The 17,513-nt window shown below is 70.4% G+C and carries 18 protein-coding genes; 14 read left to right on the top strand and 4 right to left on the bottom strand.

Translation table 11 applies throughout. From position 1 onward, the window contains the following. Positions 1-25 precede the first annotated feature (25 nt). Both AC3IYJ_RS08240 and argH read left to right on the top strand, forming a co-directional pair. On the top strand, positions 26-1,219 hold the full coding sequence (locus AC3IYJ_RS08240) for an argininosuccinate synthase (protein WP_371615040.1): 1,194 nt from the start codon (positions 26-28) through the stop codon (positions 1,217-1,219). 92 nt (positions 1,220-1,311) lie between these two features. After that, the gene (gene argH, locus AC3IYJ_RS08235; RefSeq protein ID WP_489400672.1) at positions 1,312-2,742 is read left to right on the top strand and encodes an argininosuccinate lyase; all 1,431 of its coding nucleotides are present in this window, start codon (positions 1,312-1,314) and stop codon (positions 2,740-2,742) included. A gap of 55 nt (positions 2,743-2,797) precedes the next feature. Here the strand turns inward: argH and AC3IYJ_RS08230 are convergent, their stop codons facing one another. Beyond that, entirely contained in the window at positions 2,798-3,325 is a 528-nt protein-coding gene (locus tag AC3IYJ_RS08230; protein ID WP_489400671.1) for an HAD domain-containing protein, read from the bottom strand. An 85-nt stretch (positions 3,326-3,410) separates the two neighbouring features. Between AC3IYJ_RS08230 and AC3IYJ_RS08225 the strand changes: the two genes are divergently transcribed. From AC3IYJ_RS08225 to AC3IYJ_RS08215, 3 genes are all read left to right on the top strand, one after another. Next, on the top strand, positions 3,411-3,962 hold the full coding sequence (locus tag AC3IYJ_RS08225) for a TetR/AcrR family transcriptional regulator (protein ID WP_489400670.1): 552 nt from the start codon (positions 3,411-3,413) through the stop codon (positions 3,960-3,962). Continuing rightward, positions 3,959-5,503, top strand: a complete 1,545-nt coding sequence (locus AC3IYJ_RS08220) for an MFS transporter (protein WP_489400669.1) — start codon at positions 3,959-3,961, stop codon at positions 5,501-5,503. Before AC3IYJ_RS08225 ends, AC3IYJ_RS08220 begins: the two co-directional genes overlap by 4 nt. Before the next feature lie 69 nt (positions 5,504-5,572). Next, complete coding sequence (locus tag AC3IYJ_RS08215) at positions 5,573-7,060, top strand: membrane-associated oxidoreductase (RefSeq protein ID WP_489400668.1); 1,488 nt, start codon at positions 5,573-5,575, stop codon at positions 7,058-7,060. Between the two features lie 24 nt (positions 7,061-7,084). On the opposite strand, the gene AC3IYJ_RS08210 is transcribed toward AC3IYJ_RS08215, so the two are convergent. Next, positions 7,085-7,717: a lysophospholipid acyltransferase family protein gene (locus tag AC3IYJ_RS08210; RefSeq protein ID WP_489400667.1), complete on the bottom strand. Its 633-nt coding sequence runs from the start codon at positions 7,715-7,717 to the stop codon at positions 7,085-7,087. A 300-nt stretch (positions 7,718-8,017) separates the two neighbouring features. Here AC3IYJ_RS08210 and AC3IYJ_RS08205 point away from each other — a divergent pair, with 300 nt between their 5' ends. From AC3IYJ_RS08205 to AC3IYJ_RS08195, 3 genes are all read left to right on the top strand, one after another. Next, complete coding sequence (locus AC3IYJ_RS08205; RefSeq protein WP_489400666.1) at positions 8,018-9,178, top strand: glycerophosphodiester phosphodiesterase; 1,161 nt, start codon at positions 8,018-8,020, stop codon at positions 9,176-9,178. A 73-nt stretch (positions 9,179-9,251) separates the two neighbouring features. Next, entirely contained in the window at positions 9,252-9,815 is a 564-nt protein-coding gene (locus AC3IYJ_RS08200; RefSeq protein WP_489400665.1) for an RNA polymerase sigma factor, read from the top strand. A gap of 37 nt (positions 9,816-9,852) precedes the next feature. After that, positions 9,853-10,359, top strand: coding sequence for a GNAT family N-acetyltransferase (locus AC3IYJ_RS08195; RefSeq protein WP_489400664.1), 507 nt, complete (start codon positions 9,853-9,855; stop codon positions 10,357-10,359). A gap of 10 nt (positions 10,360-10,369) precedes the next feature. On the opposite strand, the gene AC3IYJ_RS08190 is transcribed toward AC3IYJ_RS08195, so the two are convergent. Together AC3IYJ_RS08190 and AC3IYJ_RS08185 are read right to left on the bottom strand one after the other, a co-directional pair. After that, positions 10,370-10,744 (bottom strand): hypothetical protein, encoded by a 375-nt coding sequence (locus tag AC3IYJ_RS08190; RefSeq protein WP_489402734.1) that lies wholly within the window; start codon positions 10,742-10,744, stop codon positions 10,370-10,372. An 88-nt stretch (positions 10,745-10,832) separates the two neighbouring features. Further along, entirely contained in the window at positions 10,833-11,201 is a 369-nt protein-coding gene (locus AC3IYJ_RS08185; protein ID WP_371615032.1) for a hypothetical protein, read from the bottom strand. Between the two features lie 68 nt (positions 11,202-11,269). Here AC3IYJ_RS08185 and AC3IYJ_RS08180 point away from each other — a divergent pair, with 68 nt between their 5' ends. The 6 genes from AC3IYJ_RS08180 to cbiE all read left to right on the top strand — a co-directional run bounded on the left by AC3IYJ_RS08180 (position 11,270) and on the right by cbiE (position 17,334). After that, entirely contained in the window at positions 11,270-11,941 is a 672-nt protein-coding gene (locus tag AC3IYJ_RS08180) for an HAD-IA family hydrolase (RefSeq protein ID WP_489400663.1), read from the top strand. 384 nt (positions 11,942-12,325) lie between these two features. Continuing rightward, on the top strand, positions 12,326-13,396 hold the full coding sequence (locus AC3IYJ_RS08175; RefSeq protein WP_489400662.1) for a methionine ABC transporter ATP-binding protein: 1,071 nt from the start codon (positions 12,326-12,328) through the stop codon (positions 13,394-13,396). After that, positions 13,393-14,061 carry a methionine ABC transporter permease gene (locus AC3IYJ_RS08170; protein ID WP_489400661.1) on the top strand — a complete coding sequence of 223 codons (669 nt, stop codon included), beginning with the start codon at positions 13,393-13,395 and terminating at the stop codon, positions 14,059-14,061. The genes AC3IYJ_RS08175 and AC3IYJ_RS08170 overlap by 4 nt, the downstream gene beginning before the upstream one ends. Positions 14,062-14,163: 102 nt before the next feature. Further along, the gene (locus AC3IYJ_RS08165; RefSeq protein WP_489400660.1) at positions 14,164-15,030 is read left to right on the top strand and encodes a MetQ/NlpA family ABC transporter substrate-binding protein; all 867 of its coding nucleotides are present in this window, start codon (positions 14,164-14,166) and stop codon (positions 15,028-15,030) included. 272 nt (positions 15,031-15,302) lie between these two features. Next, positions 15,303-16,046: a GNAT family N-acetyltransferase gene (locus tag AC3IYJ_RS08160; RefSeq protein ID WP_489400659.1), complete on the top strand. Its 744-nt coding sequence runs from the start codon at positions 15,303-15,305 to the stop codon at positions 16,044-16,046. Positions 16,047-16,122: 76 nt separating this feature from the next. Further along, positions 16,123-17,334 (top strand): precorrin-6y C5,15-methyltransferase (decarboxylating) subunit CbiE, encoded by a 1,212-nt coding sequence (gene cbiE / locus AC3IYJ_RS08155; RefSeq protein WP_489400658.1) that lies wholly within the window; start codon positions 16,123-16,125, stop codon positions 17,332-17,334. The last annotated feature ends 179 nt before the right edge of the window (positions 17,335-17,513 follow it).

Here is a 17,513-nt window from a genome sequence, read left to right as displayed (position 1 = left end):
TTGAATGCACCGTAAGGAGAAACCCGTGACCGAGCGCGTCGTACTCGCCTACTCGGGCGGCCTGGACACCTCCGTCGCCATCGGCTGGATCGCCGAGGAGACGGGCGCCGAGGTCATCGCCGTTGCCGTGGACGTCGGCCAGGGCGGCGAGGACCTGGATGTCATTCGCAAGCGCGCGCTCGACTGCGGTGCGGTCGAGGCCGAGGTCGCGGACGCCTCGGACGAGTTCGCCAATGAGTACTGCCTCCCGGCGATCAAGGCGAACGCCCTCTACATGGACCGCTACCCGCTGGTCTCGGCCCTTTCCCGGCCGGCCATCGTCAAGCACCTGGTCGCCGCCGCCAAGAAGCACGGCGCCACGACCGTCGCCCACGGCTGCACCGGCAAGGGCAACGACCAGGTCCGCTTCGAGGCGGGCATCGTCGCCCTCGCCCCGGACCTCAAGTGCATCGCCCCGGTCCGCGACTACGCGATGACCCGGGACAAGGCCATCGCCTTCGCCGAGAAGGCGAACCTGCCGATCGCCACCACCAAGAAGTCCCCGTACTCCATCGACCAGAACGTCTTCGGGCGCGCCGTCGAGACGGGCTTCCTGGAGGACATCTGGAACGCGCCGATCGAGGACATCTACGAGTACACCTCGAACCCGGCCCTGCCGCGCGAGGCCGACGAGGTCGTCATCTCCTTCAAGGAGGGCGTCCCGGTCGCCATCGACGGCAAGCCCGTCACCGTGCTCCAGGCGATCCAGCAGCTCAACGACCGCGCCGGCGCCCAGGGCATCGGCCGGATCGACATCGTCGAGGACCGCCTCGTCGGCATCAAGTCCCGTGAGGTGTACGAGGCTCCCGGCGCGATCGCCCTGATCACCGCCCACCAGGAGCTGGAGAACGTCACCGTCGAGCGCGAGCTGGCCCGCTACAAGCGGCAGGTCGAGCAGCGCTGGGGCGAGATGGTCTACGACGGCCTGTGGTTCTCCCCGCTGAAGCGGGCGCTGGACGGCTTCATCAACGAGGCCAACCAGCACGTCACCGGTGACATCCGGATGACCCTGCACGGCGGCCGTGCCGTCGTCACCGGCCGCAAGTCCGACGAGTCGCTGTACGACTTCAACCTCGCGACCTACGACTCGGGCGACACCTTCGACCAGTCGAAGGCCCAGGGCTTCATCGAGATCTTCGGTCTCTCCGCGAAGATCGCGGCGCGCCGCGACCTCGCCTGATCCCACACGCTGTACAAACGGCCTCCCCGTTACCTCCGCGGCGGGGAGGCCGACGCACATCCAAAGTCATGCAGTCATGAGGAGCAGTAGCTGTGAGCAGCAACAACGGTGGTGACGTCCGGCTCTGGGGCGGCCGGTTCGCCGACGGTCCCGCCGAGGCCCTCGCGAAGCTGTCCGCGTCGGTCCACTTCGACTGGCGCCTCGCGCCGTACGACATCGCCGGCTCCCGTGCCCACGCACGCGTGCTCGCCAAGGCGGGCCTGCTCACGGCCGAAGAGCTCGACCGCATGATCGACGGCCTGGACCGGCTCGAAGCCGATGTGGCGGACGGCTCCTTCGTCGGCACCATCGCCGACGAGGACGTCCACACCGCCCTGGAGCGCGGCCTGCTGGAGCGGCTCGGCGCCGACCTCGGCGGCAAGCTGCGCGCCGGCCGGTCCCGCAACGACCAGGTCGCCACCCTCTTCCGGATGTACCTGCGCGACCACGCCCGGACCGTCGGCGGCCTGATCGCCGAGCTCCAGGACGCGCTGGTCGGCCTGGCCGAGGCGCACGCGGACGTGGCCATGCCGGGCCGGACCCACCTGCAGCACGCGCAGCCGGTGCTCTTCGCGCACCACGTACTGGCCCACGTGCAGTCCCTGTCCCGGGACGCGGAGCGGCTGCGCCAGTGGGACACCCGGACCGCGGTCTCCCCGTACGGCTCGGGTGCCCTGGCGGGCTCCTCGCTCGGCCTGGACCCGGAGGCGGTCGCCGCCGAGCTGGGCTTCGAGCGCGGCTCGGTCGGCAACTCCATCGACGGCACGGCCTCGCGCGACTTCGTCGCCGAGTTCGCCTTCATCACCGCGATGATCGGGATCAACCTGTCCCGGATCGCGGAGGAGATCATCATCTGGAACACGAAGGAGTTCTCCTTCGTGACCCTGCACGACGCCTTCTCCACCGGGTCGTCGATCATGCCGCAGAAGAAGAACCCGGACATCGCGGAGCTGGCGCGGGGCAAGTCGGGCCGCCTCATCGGCAACCTGACGGGTCTCCTCGCCACGCTGAAGGCCCTTCCGCTGGCCTACAACCGCGACCTCCAGGAGGACAAGGAGCCGGTCTTCGACTCCTGCGACACCCTCGAGGTCCTGCTCCCCGCCTTCACCGGGATGATGGCGACGCTCACGGTCAACCGGGAGCGGATGGAGGAGCTGGCTCCGGCCGGCTTCTCGCTGGCCACCGACATCGCCGAGTGGCTGGTCAAGCAGGGCGTCCCGTTCCGGGTGGCGCACGAGGTCGCGGGCGAGTGCGTCAAGGAGTGCGAGGGGCTCGGCATCGAGCTCGACGAGCTCACCGACGAGCAGTTCGCGAAGATCTCGGAGCACCTGACGCCGGAGGTCCGCACGGTCCTCAACGTCAAGGGCGCGCTGGCCTCCCGCGACGGCCGGGGCGGCACCGCCCCGTCGGCGGTCGCCATCCAGCTCACGGAGCTCAAGGCCGACCTGGTCATCCAGCACGCCTGGGCGAAGCACAAGAGCTAGGCGCACCACCCCGAGGGGCGGTCGGGACCTTCGGGCCCCGGCCGCCCCTGCGGCGTTACGCCGCCCACTCGGCCAGCGCGTCGAAGTCGGCCCGGACCAGGCCTATTCGCTCGTCGATCCGCAGCAGCAGGGCGTGCGCGGGATGGTGCTGCCCGACGTACTCGCGGTCCATGTCCGTGATGTCGTCGTCGATCCAGGCGAAGGGCCGGTTCCCCGCGTACTCCAGGATGTACTGGGTCTTCCAGAAGGTCCCGCGCGGCGCCCGGCCGTGCATCTGGGGCCAGTCGATGTACGGGAGCCTCGGCAGGCCCAGGTGCGGGCCTATCCAGTCGTTCGCCTCGTCCTTCCAGGTGGTCGCCCAGACCAGGTCGTACGTGTCCGCCAGCGCGAGCAGCTCCGCGCCGTGGCCGTGATTCAGCCAGACCCGCAGCGGCTTCGCGCTCTCGGCCCCCGTCCAGCCCGTCGGCCGCATCCGGTGGGTGGTGTAGCCCTCGGGGCGGCGCTGGGGCTTGGCCGCGTAGGGGTTCAGGGGGCCGTCGACGTCGATCAGCAGCAGGGGCCTGGCGGCCGGGTTCTTGGTCATTCCGGAAGGATTCCTTTCGCGCCCCGAGGGGGCAGCTCATTTATTCGATGAGACGTAGATGTCTCATTCGGGGTATACTTGTCTCATGGCCATGGATCGTGATCAGGTGCTCCGCTCTGCCGCCGCCCTGCTCTCCCGCAAATCGACCGCGACGATGGACGAGGTCGCGAGAGCGGCCGGCATCGGCCGCGCGACCCTCCACCGGCACTTCGCCGGGCGCGACGCCCTCGTAAGGGCGCTCGAAGAGCTCGGAATCCGGGAGTTCGAGGCGGCGTTCGACAACGCCCGCCTCGAAGAAGGGACGGCCCCCGAGGCGCTCAAACGCCTCGTCGCCGAGGCGGAGCCCAACGGCGAGCTGCTGGCCTTCCTCGTCACCGAGAACCAGCTCTTCGAGGGCGACCAGGTCAACGAGGGCTGGGCCCGGCTCGACGCCCGCGTCGGCGACCTCTTCCGGCGCGGCCAGCAAGAGGGCGACATCCGGATCGACCTGAGCCCCGCATGGCTCACCGAGGCCTTCTTCGGCCTCGTCGGCACCTGCGCCTGGGCCGTCATGGACGGCCGGGTCGCGGCGAAGGACTTTCAGTACATGATCACCGAGTTGCTGCTCGGTGGCGCAAGACGGAGTGTGGAGAAATGAGCCGTACCGAACAGCTGACGCGGGTGAAGGGGGCGGAGGGGAAGAAGCGGGGGCGCTGGCTGGCGCTCTCCGTGCTCGTCCTGGCCGTTCTGCTGGTCGCGGTCGACGCCACCGTCCTCGGTCTCGCCACGCCCTCCCTCAGCGAGGACCTCAAGCCGTCCGGCACCCAGCTGCTGTGGATCGGCGACATCTACTCCTTCGTCATCGCCGGACTGCTCGTCTCCATGGGCTCCCTCGGCGACCGCATCGGCCGCAAGAAGCTCCTGCTCGTCGGCGCGACCGCCTTCGGCGCCGTCTCGGTCCTCAACGCCTACGCGACCAGCCCCGAGATGATGATCGTCGCCCGCGCCCTGCTCGGCGTGGCCGGAGCGACCCTGATGCCGTCCACCCTCGCGCTGATCCGCAACATCTTCCACGACCCCAAGGAGCGCAGCCTCGCCATCGGCATCTGGGGCGCCACCGCCTCCGCCGGCGCCGCCGTGGGCCCGGTCGTCGGCGGAGCGCTGCTCCAGCACTTCTGGTGGGGTTCGGTCTTCCTCATCAACCTCCCCGTGATGATCGTCCTGGTCATCGTCGGCATCAAGCTGCTGCCCGAGTCCAAGAACCCGGTCTCGGGCCCCTGGGACCTGGTCAGCGTCGGGCTCTCCCTCGTCGGCATCATCGGCGTGGTCTACGCCGTCAAGCAGGTCGCCACGCACGGGCCCGGCTGGGAGATGTGGGTGGCCGCCGTCCTCGGAGCGGGCGCGCTCTACGCCTTCGTACGCCGCCAGTTCACCCTGACCGCCCCGCTCCTGGACATGCGGCTCTTCAAGCACCGCGGCTTCTCCGGCGCGGTCCTCGCCGACCTGCTCACCGTCTTCGGACTGTCCGGACTGGTCTTCTTCCTCTCGCAGTTCCTCCAGCTCGTCCAGGGCCGCCAGCCGCTGGAAGCCGGCCTGGCCGAACTGCCCGCCGCCATCGGCGCGGTGGTCACCGGACTGGTCGCGGGCAAGTACGCCCGCAAGTACGGCGTACGGGCCGTCGTGACCGGAGGCCTCGCCGCCATCGGCATCGCCCTGGCCGCGCTCACCGTCATCCACAAGGAGACCGGATACCCGCTGCTCGGCGCGGCCCTGCTCATCGTCGGACTCGGCGCCGGCTTCTCCTTCACCGTCACCGCCGACGTGATCCTCTCCAGCGTGCCCAAGGAACAGGCCGGTTCGGCCTCGGCCGTCTCCGAGACCGCGTACGAACTCGGCGCCGCCCTCGGCATCGCCCTGCTCGGCTCGGTCGTCACCGGCGTCTACCAGAGCTTCACCGCCCCGGCCTCCGTATCCGGACCCGTGGCCGACGCCGCCCACGAATCGCTCGGCGGCGCCGTCGAAGCCGCCAAGTCGCTGGACCCGGAGACCGCCCAGCGGATGGTCGGCGCCGCCCAGGACGCCTTCGTGGACGGCCTGAGGCTGGCCTCCGGCGTCGGCGCGGCCGTCCTGCTGGCCACCGCCGTCGCCGCCTGGTTCCTCCTCAGGGGCCAGGAGCTCCAGGACGGCATCGAACACTGACGCCACGCCAGAGGATGTTGTCCCGCACGGAGTTGACAGTCCGTGGAACCCCGGGACACCATCCCGGCGATGGAGATCACCGAACTGACCCCGGCCGAACGCCGCGTATGGGACGCCTTCCCGCGCGGTGAGGGCGTCGACTTCCTGGAGGAACCGGGCGAGACCGGCTCCGGCGGCGCCGACTGGGGGCCCGAGCGGACCGTACGCGCCGAGGTCCTCACCGCGCTGCTGCTGGACGGCCCCACCACCGGGGGACAGGTCGCCGGACTCAACGTCCGCGGCGCCCGGATCACCGGCAAGCTGAACCTCAAGTACGCGGTCATCGAGCACCCGATCCGGTTGCGCGCCTGCTGGTTCGAGCGCAAGCCCGTGCTCTACGGGGCCCAGTTGCGGACCTTTGTGGCCAACGACTCCACCCTTCCCGGCCTGACCGCCGACGCCGTCCGCGTGGACGTCGCGCTCAAGCTGTCCTGCTGCACCATCACCGGCCCCGTCCGGCTGTCCGGTGCCCGGATAGCCGGCGGCCTCTTCATCCGCCGCGCGGTCATCGGCACCCCGCCGACCGGCCGGGAGGACCCGGAAGAGGTACGGGAACCCCCGCTCCAGGTCAACCACGCCGACATCGGTACCGACGTCATCGCCATGGAGCTCACCGTCCACGGCCAGACCCGGATCAACGGCACCACCGTCGGCGGCCAGATCAACCTCAACGACGCCCGTCTGCTGGCCCCCGGCCAGATCGCCCTGCACGCCGAGAACCTGACCGTCGGCACCGACGTGCGGGGACACCGGCTCGAAGCCCAGGGCATGGTCAACCTCACCGGCTCCCGGATACCGGGCCAGCTCTACCTCGGCCGCGCCCGCTTCAGCAACCCCGCAGGGGTGGCCCTGCGCGCCTCCAGCTGCGTCGTCGGAGAGGTGTGGCTCAACTCCGTCGCCACGATCCAGGGGATGGTGAGCCTGCGCCGTTCCCAGTTCGACATGCTCCTCATGCCGCCCGGGACCTGGCCGCAGAAGATCCGGATCGACGGACTCACCTACCGCACCCTCGCCCCGCACCTGCCCGCCGAACAGCGGCTGCCCGCCCTGGAGTGCGAGGAGTCGGGCTACCTCCCGTACTCCTACGAACAGCTCGCCGCCGCCTACCGCACCGTCGGTGACGAGGCGGCGGCCCGGACCGTGCAGCTCGCCAAGCTCCGCCGCCACCGCCGCACCCTGCCCCGGCACGCCCGGCTGTGGGGGCTGCTCCAGGACGTCACCGTGGGCTACGGGTTCCGGCCGCTGCGCGCCGCGGGCTGGCTGCTGGCGCTGCTGCTCACGGGGACCGTCGCCTTCTGGTCCCACCACCCCCGGCCGCTGAAGGCGGGGGAGGCCCCGGAATTCAACGCGGTGTTCTACACGATCGACCTGATGCTGCCGATCATCGGCTTCGGCCAGGAGGCGGCCTTCGCACCGGACGGCTGGTACCAGTGGCTGTCGTACCTGCTGATCGTGACCGGCTGGGTCCTGGCCACGACGACCGCGGCGGGCGTCAGCCGGTCACTGCAGCGACAGTAGGAGCGCTGCGGGCGGCTACGGGCGCTACGCGGCTTCCTTGGCCTTGGTCGCGTACATGTCCACGTACTCCTGGCCCGAGAGCCGCATGACCTCGGCCATCACCGAGTCGGTGACGGCGCGCAGCACGTAGCGGTCGCGGTCCATGCCCTCGTAGCGGGAGAACTCCATCGGCTCGCCGAACCGGACGGTGACCCGGCCCGGACGCGGCATGCCGGCGCCGCTGGGCTGGAGCTTGTCGGTGCCGATCATCGCGAAGGGGACGACGGGCGCGCCGGTCATCAGGGTCAGGCGGGCGATGCCGGTGCGGCCGCGGTACAGGCGGCCGTCGGGGGAGCGGGTGCCCTCGGGGTAGATGCCGAAGATCTTGCCCTCTTCGAGGATCCGGCGGCCGGTCATCAGCGCGGCGACTCCGCCGTTGGCCCCGTCGCGGTCCACGGGGATCATGCCGGCGCCGGTGAAGAACCAGGCCATGGCCCGGCCCTTGATGCCCTTGCCCGTCACGTACTCGTCCTTGCCGATGAAGTGGACCGTGCGGTCGCACACCAGCGGCAGGATCATCGAGTCGATGAAGGTGAGGTGGTTGCCCGCCAGAATCACCGGACCGGTGCCCGGAATGTTCTCGATGCCCTCCACACGGGTGCGGATGATCAGGCGCATGACGGGTCCGACGGTGGCTTTGATGAGGCGCGTACGGAACAACGTGGGCCCTCCGGCATCGAAAAGCGGTTCGCAACCACCATCCGGCGGTGGTGCAGGTGAGGACGATACTCGCGGGTCAGCTCTGATCGCACATCGGGTTCACGAGGTGGATACGCAGTGTTGACGCACGTTTCCGCCATGTTCCGTCGGCGCACCCCTGCCCGACACCACCCCTTGTCTACCATCGGCACGCGGATTCGGGCCGTAGGACCCGGAGATCCCGGGATCCCGGCCCCGGTCGGATGGGGAGTGGCACTCATGACGCAGGGTGGGGCAGCGCGGCGCACGGTACTGGGGGCGGCCGTCCTGGCGGCGGGCGGTGCCGCGGTCGGGCTCACGGCGGGCGCCACGACCGCGTCGGCCGCCGAAAGCGGCCGCGGCGGGTACCGGGACCTGCCGTCGCCGACGGTCATCGGGCACCGGGGCACGGCCGGATACCGGCCGGAACACACCTTCGGCTCCTACCAGCTCGCGCTGGACCTCGGCGCCGACGTGATCGAACAGGACCTCGTGCCCACAAGGGACGGCCACCTGGTGTGCCGTCACGAGAACGAGATCGGCGGCACCACGGACGTCGGCGACCACACCGAATTCGCCTCCCGCAAAACCACCAAGACGGTCGACGGGGTCGCGGTCACGGGCTGGTTCACCGAGGACTTCACCCTCGCCGAGCTGAAGACCCTGCGCGCGAAGGAACGCATCCCCGCCGTCCGCCAGCGCAACACGCTCTACGACGGCCGCTGGGCGGTCCCCACCTTCGAAGAAGTGCTGCGCTGGGCCGACCGCGAGGGCCGCAGGCGCGGGAAGAAGGTCTGGCTGCACGTCGAGACCAAGCACCCCAGCTACTTCCGGGCCCTGGGCCTCGGCCTGGAGGAGCCTCTCGCCAAACTGCTGCGCCGCTACGGTCGCGACGGGCGCGGCGCCCCGCTCTTCCTGCAGTCCTTCGAGCCCTCCAGCATCCAGCGGCTCTCCCGGCTGGTCTCCGCCCCGCGCGTGGTGCTCCTCTCCGCCGCGGGCACCCGCCCGTGGGACTTCGAACTGGCCAAGGACCCCCGCACGGTCGCCGACCTCGTCAAGCCCGAGGGGCTGAAGTGGATCGCCGGCTTCGCCCAGGGCATCGGGCCGACCATGGACCTGATCCTGCCGCGCGACGCGGCCGGCCGGCTCGGCGCCCCGACCACCCTGGTCAAGGACGCCCACGCGCAGGGGCTGATCCTGCACCCCTACACCGCGCGCAACGAGAACAGCTTCCTGCCGGCCGAGTACCGCAGGGGCACCGATCCCAACGCGTACGGCGACGCCTTCGGCGCCTTCAAGAAGTACTTCGAGCAGGGCATCGACGGCATCTTCACCGACCAGGCCGACACCGGACTCCTCGCGGCCGAGGCTTTCCGTCCGGGCAGGGGCGTCAACCCGTAGCCGGGGCTTCTCGTACGAGTGGGCCGCGCCCGGCGGGGAAACCGCCCGGCGCGGCCTTCGCGTCCCGCCCGGCATGGACCTGCTGAAGGCTGATCTCCTCGACAAGCTCCGCCCGCTGCTCTCCGCCGAAGCGGCCGCGGAGGCCGCCGGCACCGGGGTGGACGCCGCCGACCTCGAACAAGCCGTCTGGGTCAGGCTGCTGGAGCACCGGCGCACCCTCGCGGAACCGGCGGACTGGCTGCGCCGGGCGGTGCGGGCGGAGGGCCGCCGGGCGCGGCGCCGGGCCCGGCGCGAAGTCCCGTACGATCACCGCCGTCACCCCGCGGACGGCCACCGCACCCGCTCCGATGCCGACGCAGGAGCCGGTACCAGCGCGGGCGCGGAACCGGAAGACGCCCTTCTGCACGGCGAGGAGAACCGGGCCCTCCGATCGGCGGTCGCCCGATTGCCCGGAAGGTGTCCGGAGCTCATGAGGGCACTTCTTTCGCCCAGGGACCTCACCTACCGTGAAATCGCAGGAGAGTTGGGTATCTCACAAGGAAGTTTGGGGCCCGTCCGTTCCCGTTGCCTGGGATGTCTGCGCAGAATGCTGGCCGTAGGGGTTGCGGCTCCCGACCTGCGGGGAATGGAGCGGTAGACCAAAAGGCCACCAGGTGAGCGGGAGGCATGCGCACATGGGCATGAGCGTGACGATTTCTGCGGCAACTGCCGAGGATGCCGAGCAGATCATCAAGTTGCAGTACCTGGCGTTCCAGAGCGAAGCCGAGCTGTACGGCAACTACTCCATCCAGCCGCTCACCCAGTCCCTGGACTCCCTGAAGGCGGAGCTGGCCTCGGACACCGTCCTGGTGGCCCGGCTCGGCGACGAGATCGTCGGGGCCGTGCGCGGCAACGTGGACGAAGAGGGCACCGGCAAGATCGCCAAGCTCTGCGTCCACCCCCGGCTCCAGGGCCACGGCCTCGGCGCCCGGCTGCTGAAGGCGGTCGAGGCCGCCCTCTCCGGGTTCGACGGGACCGCCCGGTTCCGGCTGTTCACCGGCCACAAGAGCGAGTCGAACCTGCGGCTCTACCGCAAGGCCGGCTACACCCAGGTCGGCGGGCGCACCGCGTCCGACGGCGTCCGTCTGGTGATCCTGGAGAAGGAGGCCGAGGAGGCCACCGACTTCGCGGTCAGCGCCTAGGGTCCAGCGCCTAGCGCTTGGCCCGGAGCCAGAGCATCCCGGTGATCGGCAGGATCACCGGGATGAAGAGGTAGCCCATCCCGAAGTCCGACCACACGGTCGAGTCGGGGAAGGACTCGGGCCGCACCAGGGTCCAGGTGCCCACGACGAGCACGCCGGTCAGCTCGGCGGCACAGCAGATCCGCGCCGCCTTGCGGGCCGTCTCCCCGCCGCGCACCAGCGAGTACGTGATGAAGCAGTAGACGAGTGCGGCCAGGCCGGTCAGCGCATAGGGCAGCGGTGCCCGGTCGAACTCGGTGGAGATCTGGTAGACCGAGCGCGAGACCGCGCCGACCGTGATCACTCCGTAGACCCAGACCAGCAGCACCCCGGGCCCGGTGACCAGGCGCCGCCGTTCGGCGGGCGGCGTGGAGCCCGTGCCGGTGTCCGTTTCCGTGTTCGCGTCCGTGTTCGCGTTCGTGTTCGCGTTCGTGTCAGGCACCGGCGTTTCCCCAGATGTCGTAGAGCCGTACTTCGAGCACGGCGAGGACGACCGCGCCCGCGGCCACCGTCACCGAGCCCCACTTGGTCCGCTCGGTCAGCGAGAGCATCCCGGCGGCCGGGATCGTGGCGAAGGCGCCCACCAGGTAGGCCACGAAGAGCACCGTGCCCTGCTCCGGCTTCTCGCCGCGGGCGAGCTGGACCAGGCCGACCACCAGCTGGCCGAGGACCAGGACGGTCACCACGGCCATGCCGATGAAGTGCCAGTCCTTGGTCGGCTGGTCCCGCCAGGCGGCGAAACCGCACCAGGCGGCGAGAGCGAGTGCGGCCGCGCCGATGGCGACCGTCAGGGCGTCGAGCATGCAGCGAGGGTATTACGGGCCGAAAGACCCGATGCGCTCACCCCTGCTCCGGGGCTTTCCTGGAAGACATGAATCTGCAAGGGAAGCACGGCCCGCATTTCGACGCGCTGCTGTTCGACAACGACGGCACGCTCGTCTCGTCGATGGAATCGGTGCACCGCTGCTGGACCCGCTGGGCCCGGGAGTACCGGATCACCGAGGAAGCCTTCGCCGCCGTCGAACTGCACGGCCGGCCCGCCGCCGAGATCATCGCGGACCTGCTCCCCGAAGGGGCGCGGGCCGGGGCCCTCGCCAGGATCGAGGCCCTGGAGGTCGAGGACGTGGCCGGCGGTGTCGTCCTGCTCCCCGGCACCAAGGAGCTGCTGTCCGCGCTGCCCGCCGGGCGCTGGGCCGTGGTCACCTCGGCGACCCGCCCGCTCGCCGAGGCGCGGCTGCACGAGGTGGGCATCGACTTCCCCGAGATGGTGGCCGCCGACGACATCACCCGCGGCAAGCCCGATCCGGAGCCCTTCCTGCTGGCGGCCGCCAGGCTCGGTGTGAACCCGGCCCGCTGCGTGGTCTTCGAGGACGCCCCCGCCGGACTGGCCGCGGGCCGCGCGGCCGGGATGACGACGGTGGCCTTGACCACAACGTACACCGCGTCCGAGCTCGACGCCGACGTGGTCGTGAGGGACCTGTCGGCCGTGTCCGTGCTGGTCGGGGACGGTGGGATGACGGTCGAGACGGAGGATTCGGCCTGACCGGGGTTGTCCGGTATGCGGCCGAAATCCGTCCGCTATTCGGACACCTTTGATCGGTCACGGGAATCGTCTGGTTTACTGGGCCCATGACCACGACGAGCAGCCGCACCCTTGCGACCGAGGCGACGATGACGCCCGGTGCTCGTTGTATGTGTCGAATGTGCGCCTTCTGAGGGCCCCCTTCCCGCAGTCTCGCGCCCCGAAGCGAGACCGGCCGAGCTCCATCCGCATGACCACGCATTCCGTGTGAACCCGGATTCGCTCCTGCCCCGCGCACGCGCCGACACCGCCGTTTTAAGACGGTTCGACCCGTATCGCGTCCCCAGATGTTTGCCCCGTGCCCGGCACCCGCTGCGCCGTGCACTCGACAGCGACGGAAATCCTGTGATCACCACATCGGGCCTCACGAAGGTCTACCAGTCCCGTGGCCGCGAGGTCACCGCCCTGGACGGCGTCGACCTGCACGTCCGCGAGGGCGAGGTCTACGGAGTCATCGGCCAGAGCGGCGCCGGGAAGTCCTCCCTGATCCGCTGCGTGAACCTGCTGGAGCGCCCCACCACCGGCACCGTGAGCGTCGACGGCGTCGACCTCACCGCGCTCGCCGGCCGGGGCCGCCGCGCCGGCAAGGAGCTCCGCGAGGCCCGCAGCCGCATCGGCATGGTCTTCCAGCACTTCAACCTGCTGTCCTCGCGCACCGTCCAGGGCAACATCGAGCTGCCCCTGGAGATCCTCGGGATATCCGGCCGCGAACGGGCCCGCAAGGCCGCCGAACTCCTCGACCTCGTCGGCCTCGCCGACAAGGCCAAGTCCTACCCCGGCCAGCTCTCCGGCGGCCAGAAGCAGCGCGTCGGCATCGCCCGCGCCCTGGCCGGCGACCCCAAGGTGCTGCTCTCCGACGAGGCCACCAGCGCCCTGGACCCCGAGACCACCCGCCAGATCCTCCAGCTGCTGCGCGACCTCAACCGCCGGCTCGGTCTGACGGTGCTGCTCATCACGCACGAGATGGACGTGGTCAAGTCCGTCTGCGACTCCGCCGCCCTGATGAAGCAGGGCCGGATCGTCGAGTCCGGCACCGTCACGGAGCTGCTGGCCACCCCCGGCTCCGAGCTCGCCCACGAACTGTTCCCGCTGACCGGTTCCGCGACCACCGCGGAGCACACGGTCGTCGACGTCACCTTCCACGGCGAGACAGCGACCCGGCCGGTCATCTCCCAGCTGGCCCGCACCTACAACATCGACATCTCGATCCTCGGCGCCGCGATGGACACCATCTCCGGACGCCAGGTCGGCCGCATGCGCATCGAACTGCCCGGCCGCTACGAGGACAACGTCGTGCCCGTCGGATTCCTGCGCGAGCAGGGGCTCCAGGTGGACGTGGTCGAGGCCGATGCCGCCGCGGGAACACAGGACGTCGACGGCGAACTCGCCGAGCTGGTCAAGGACGGTGCGAAGTGACCTGGTCCGAAATGCAGCCGCTGCTCACGCAGGGCACGTTCGACACCCTCTACATGGTGCTGTGGTCCACCCTGGTGACCATCCTGGGAGGCCTGCCCATCGGCATCCTGCTGGTCCTCACGGACAAGGGCGGCCTGCTCCAGAACCGCCCGGTCAACAAGGTCCTCGGCGTGATCGTGAACATGGGCCGCTCGCTGCCCTTCATCATCCTCCTGATCTTCCTGATCCCGGTCACCACGGCGGTCGTCGGCACCTTCATCGGCCCCACGGCGATGATCGTCCCGCTCGCCATCGGCGCCATCCCCTTCTTCGCCCGGCTCGTCGAGACCGCCGTCCGCGAGGTGGACCACGGCCTGATCGAAGCCGTCGAGTCCATGGGCGGAGGCATCCCGACCCTGGTCGGCAAGGTGCTCCTCCCGCAGGCCCTGCCGTCCCTGATCGCGGCCGTCACCACCACCGTGATCACCCTGATCGGCTACTCCGCCATGGCCGGCGCGGTCGGCGGCGAAGGCCTCGGCTCCAAGGCCATCACGTACGGCTTCCAGCGCTTCGAGACCGGTTTCATGGTCGCGACCGTCGTGGTCCTGATCGTGCTCGTCACGGTGATCCAGCTCGCGGGCGACGGCGTGGTACGCCTCCTCGCGCGCCGGGGTCGGACAGCCTGATCCGGGCCCGGGCCGGACGAACCAGACTTTTCCCCCAAGAAAGCCCGCACTTGTCGTGCTTGGGCCACCACCGCAATGCAAGAAGCAAGAAAGGCACTCTTCGTGCGTAAGAACATCAAGCTCACCGCCCTCGCCGCCACCGCCGCCGCCGCGCTGACCCTCACCCTCAGCGCCTGCGGCAGCTCCTCGGACCCGTCCTCCACCAAGGCGGACGGCGGCAAGGTCGACGAGAGCAAGGCGCTGGTCATCGCGGCCTCCCCGACCCCGCACGCCGACATCCTGAAGTTCGTCAAGGACAACCTGGCGGCCAAGGAAGGCCTCAAGCTGGAGGTGAAGGAGTTCACGGACTACGTCCTGCCGAACACCGCCACCCAGCAGGGCCAGGTCGACGCGAACTACTTCCAGCACGTGCCGTACCTGAACGACTTCAACAAGAAGAACGGCACGGACATCGTGCCCGTCGTGAACGTGCACCTGGAGCCGCTGGGCCTCTACTCCAAGAAGGACAAGGCCCTCACCGACGTCAAGGCCGGCCAGACCATCGCCGTCCCCAACGACCCCACCAACGAGGGCCGCGCGCTCCAGCTGCTCGCCGCCAACAACCTCATCACCCTCAAGGAGGGTGTCGGCACCGGCGCCAAGCTGTCCGACATCACCGACAAGAAGGGCCTGGAGTTCAAGGAGCTGGAGGCCGCCACGGTCCCGCGCGCCCTGAACGACGTGGACGCCGCCGTCATCAACGGCAACTACGCCATCGAGGCCAAGCTCGTCCCGGCCAAGGACGCGCTCGTGCTGGAGAAGGCCGAGGGCAACCCGTACGCCAACATCCTCGCGGTCAAGAACGGCAACCAGAACGACCCCCGGATCCAGAAGCTCGCGAAGCTCCTGAACTCCGACGAGGTCAAGAAGTTCATCGAGGAGAAGTACCAGGGCTCGGTCATCCCGGCCTTCGGCAAGCCGGCTTCTTGATCCACCGCTTGATCCACCAGCCCGGCCGGCCCGATCGTCGGCCGGGCTGTCCGGCCCCGTGCACCCCACCGGTGCACGGGGCCGTACGCTGCCCGCTTCCGGGCAGCCCGGCCCTGCACATCCCCGGGCCGATGCTGCATGCTGTGGCCTACGACTCGCACAAACGGTCCCGCACCAAGGCCCGAACCGCCGGTCGCAACGCATTACGGTCGCAAGGCATCACGGTCGCAAGGCATCACGGTCGCACCAAGGTCACAGGCATGGAGCTGCGCATGACTACCACCTTCCCGGACGTCACCATCAGCACGGACCGGCTGGTGCTGCGCCCCTTCGAGGAAGAAGACGTCACCGCGCTCACCGAGATGATGAACGACGAGCACGTCACCGCCTGGACCTCGGTCCCGCACCCCTACACCCGGGCCGACGCGCTCACCTGGGCCACCCGCACCGCCCACGCCGAGCGCACCGAGGGCCGCGGCATCGTCTTCGCCGTCACCGAGTTCCTCACCCACCGCCTGGTCGGCATCGTCCACCTCCAGGGCACCAACTGGCGCACCCGCACCACCGAAGTCGGCTACGTCACCGCCCCCTGGGCCCGCGGCGAGGGCTACGCCAGCGAATCCGTGTGCGCCGTCGCCCGCTGGCTCTTCCGCGAACAGCGCTTCGAACGCGTCGAACTGCGCACCGCCGCCGACAACACCGCCTCCCAACAGGTGGCCCAGAAGATCGGGTGCATCAGTGAGGGCGTCCTGCGCAGCGCCTGCATAGTGCGCACCCAGAACCCCGACGGCTCCTGGTCCGACGCCCGCAGCGACCTCATCGTCTGGGGCCTGGTCCCCGAGGACCTCGACGACGAGGCCGACGGCTACGCGGAGGGCTACGCCGACGAGTACTCCGAGAACCACCCGGGCAACCACCCCGGCGGCTACCCCGACAGCCGCTCCGGCCGGTACGAGGACTTCGGGATCCACCCGTCCGACGCGAACGGCTACGCGGTCTCGTCGGACTGGAACTGACCCGATGACCAGGTAGTCTCACCGTGCCCGACCCCATGGAAGCTCCGCCCGCCCCCACCTCAGGAGACCGACGAAGATGGCCGACCGGGTCACGGTGATCGGCTGGGACGGCTCGCCCCTGACCGCGGCCGCCCGGTCCGCGCTCTCCGCGGCCACCCTGGTGGCCGGCGCCGCCCACCACCTCGCGCTCCCCGAAGTCCCGCCCACCGCCGAACGCATCCGCCTCGGCAGCCTGGGACTCGCCGCCGGCCGGATCGCCGCCCACCGCGGCACCGCCGTGGTCCTCGCCGACGGCGACCCCGGCTTCTTCGGCGTCGTACGCGCCCTGCGCGCCCCCGAGCACGGCCTGGAAGTCGAAGTCGTACCGGCCGTGTCCGCCGTCGCCGCCGCCTTCGCCCGCGCCGCGATGCCCTGGGACGACGCCCAGGTCGTCGTGGCCCACCGGCTCACCCTGCGCCGCGCGGTCAACGTCTGCCGGGCCCACCCCAAGGTCGCGGTCATCACCTCGCCCGGCGCCGGCCCCGCCGAACTCGCCCTGCTGCTCGAAGGGGTCCACCGCACCTTCGTCATCTGCGAGGAACTGGGCACCGACAAGGAGCAGGTCACGGTCCTCACCTCCGACAAGGCCGCCGACCACAGCTGGCGCGACCCCAACGTGGTCATCGTCATCGGCGGCCAGAGCGCCGCCACCGACCCGGCCTGGCTCCTCGGCCAGAGCGCGGCCCAGACCGCCGGCCGCGGCTGGGCCCGCCCGCAGATCGACGTGGGAGAAGGGGAGTCGGCGCAACTGCGCGCCGCCCAGCTCGCCCGCCTCGGACCGCGCACCGGCGACCTCGTCTGGGACATCGGCTCCGGCTCCGGAGCCCTCGCCGTGGACGCCGCCGCACTCGGCGCCGCCGTCATCGCCGTCGACGCGGACCGGCACGCCTGCGAACGCGCCGCCAGCGCCGCCCGAGCCCGGGGCGTACAGCTCCAGGTCGTCACCGGCCGCGCCCCGCACGTACTGGAAACCCTGCCCGAGCCCGACGTGGTCCGCGTCGGCGGCGGGGGAGCGGAGGTGGTCGCCGCGGTCGCCGACCGCCGTCCGGAACGGATCGTCACCCACGCCTCCACGCGCGACGAGGCGGAGGCCATCGGCCGGGTCCTCGCCGCCGGCGGATACACCGTCGAGTGCGCGCTGCTCCAGTCCGTCGGCCTCGACACCCGCACCTGGACCGAACAACAGCGCTCCGTGGTCTTCCTGCTCGCCGCGGAACGCCCGGTCAAACCCGTCCGGTCGCAGCACTAGTGCTGTGACCGGGCAAACCTTCCCGGCCACAGCACCGGCCACGGGCCCGGGGTAGGCTGGCCGATCGTCGCGCTGCCCGGACGATTCGGGCATGCGGGACCGGCAGGACGCGGGACGTGGCGTAGTCCACAGAGGACCGTGGCGGTTATGGCCGCCATGATGGCGAACGAGCAGGACAA

It is taken from the genome of Streptomyces sp. GL_140, assembly GCF_057834465.1.
The sequence above is the reverse complement of the archived record's forward strand: the minus strand, read 5'-3'. Positions and strand labels throughout refer to the sequence as shown.

Excerpts from the sequence above, each read along its gene's own strand:
- AC3IYJ_RS08230 (WP_489400671.1), bottom strand. The coding sequence starts at position 3,325 with ATGACCAAGAACCCGGCCGCCAGGCCCCTGCTGCTGATCGACGTCGAC.
- AC3IYJ_RS08225 (WP_489400670.1), top strand. The coding sequence starts at position 3,411 with ATGGCCATGGATCGTGATCAGGTGCTCCGCTCTGCCGCCGCCCTGCTC.
- AC3IYJ_RS08220 (WP_489400669.1), top strand. The coding sequence starts at position 3,959 with ATGAGCCGTACCGAACAGCTGACGCGGGTGAAGGGGGCGGAGGGGAAG.
- AC3IYJ_RS08215 (WP_489400668.1), top strand. The coding sequence starts at position 5,573 with ATGGAGATCACCGAACTGACCCCGGCCGAACGCCGCGTATGGGACGCC.
- AC3IYJ_RS08210 (WP_489400667.1), bottom strand. The coding sequence starts at position 7,717 with ATGCGCCTGATCATCCGCACCCGTGTGGAGGGCATCGAGAACATTCCG.
- AC3IYJ_RS08205 (WP_489400666.1), top strand. The coding sequence starts at position 8,018 with ATGACGCAGGGTGGGGCAGCGCGGCGCACGGTACTGGGGGCGGCCGTC.
- AC3IYJ_RS08200 (WP_489400665.1), top strand. The coding sequence starts at position 9,252 with ATGGACCTGCTGAAGGCTGATCTCCTCGACAAGCTCCGCCCGCTGCTC.
- AC3IYJ_RS08195 (WP_489400664.1), top strand. The coding sequence starts at position 9,853 with ATGGGCATGAGCGTGACGATTTCTGCGGCAACTGCCGAGGATGCCGAG.
- AC3IYJ_RS08185 (WP_371615032.1), bottom strand. The coding sequence starts at position 11,201 with ATGCTCGACGCCCTGACGGTCGCCATCGGCGCGGCCGCACTCGCTCTC.
- AC3IYJ_RS08180 (WP_489400663.1), top strand. The coding sequence starts at position 11,270 with ATGAATCTGCAAGGGAAGCACGGCCCGCATTTCGACGCGCTGCTGTTC.
- AC3IYJ_RS08160 (WP_489400659.1), top strand. The coding sequence starts at position 15,303 with ATGACTACCACCTTCCCGGACGTCACCATCAGCACGGACCGGCTGGTG.
- cbiE (WP_489400658.1), top strand. The coding sequence starts at position 16,123 with ATGGCCGACCGGGTCACGGTGATCGGCTGGGACGGCTCGCCCCTGACC.